This is a genomic window from Peribacillus sp. P4_C12 (assembly GCF_056402095.1).
Map to the genome: position 1 here is coordinate 1 of NZ_JBFUIB010000919.1, position 1,043 is coordinate 1,043.

Genomic DNA, 1,043 nt, shown 5'->3' on the forward strand with positions numbered 1-1,043 from the left:
GTATCTGCTCTTGCTGTAGAATATGGTAGCACGATTAAACAAATAAAGGATTGGAATAAACTTGAGTATCTGCTCTTGCTGTAGAATATGGTAGCACGATTAAACAAATAAAGGATTGGAATAAACTTGATAGCAAGTATTCAATCGGAATCGGAAAAAAAATCCGTGTAAAATAAGAAAAAAGCCCTTCTCTTTTAAGAGGGGTCCATTTTAATTGATTATTATTTCATTTTTGATTGTTTAAAAAATCAACGTTAGTTTGATTTATTTTTTTGATAAGCGTAAAAATATGGATTCGCATTAAAAAAATAGAAATTGAGATTAAAAGTAAAAAATTTAGAGGGTGATACAAGGCATAGATAAACTTGCCTGTCCAAGATCCTCTAGTCATTGAACAAACCTTGATTTCACTGTTTACCTAATATAGATTCTCCATTCACTCAAACATATTTGCTCAAGTGTGAACCGACGACTGGAAAACTACGTCTCTGTAAAAAGTTATTTCCCTTTGCGTGTAAGTTGACCACAATATTAATGATCATGTTCTATCACCTAAACAAAATTCAAATAACTCCTCACATCTATTTCTCAATCAAGGGTTAAAATAATTACTCATTAAAAACTAACAGGACCCCTCATATTCGAGAGGGGGTATTAGTTCGTAACAAGAAGTAAAAAACTCCACGRATGTACRTATYTCTAGGTAATGAACCTAAACATCYTCCTTATCTTTACATAATCTAAATCAAATAAAGAATTRRGGGGGAATTACTAAARATGTATGAWTTAATAATAAATGAAGATATAAATGCAAATGATTTAAGAAGAATTGGTKTTGGTGGTGGAGGTCACTTTGGAGGTTTTGGGAGACCATTTGGATTTGGGAGACCATTTGGATTTGGAAGACCATTTGGTTTTGGGAGACCATTTGGATTTGGATTTGGATTTCCTTTTCTAGGAGGTCTTGCTGCAGGAGCGTTGCTTGCAGGGCCCTATTATGGTGGTGGCTATGGCTATGATGGCTATTATGGATATGATTATGG

At 33.7% G+C, this 1,043-nt stretch carries 1 pseudogene; it reads left to right on the forward strand.

Annotated elements, in window-relative coordinates:
• Window positions 1-777 precede the first annotated feature (777 nt).
• Window positions 778-1,043 (forward strand): annotated as a pseudogene (locus AC1DUW_RS30250) (hypothetical protein); the annotation flags it as partial.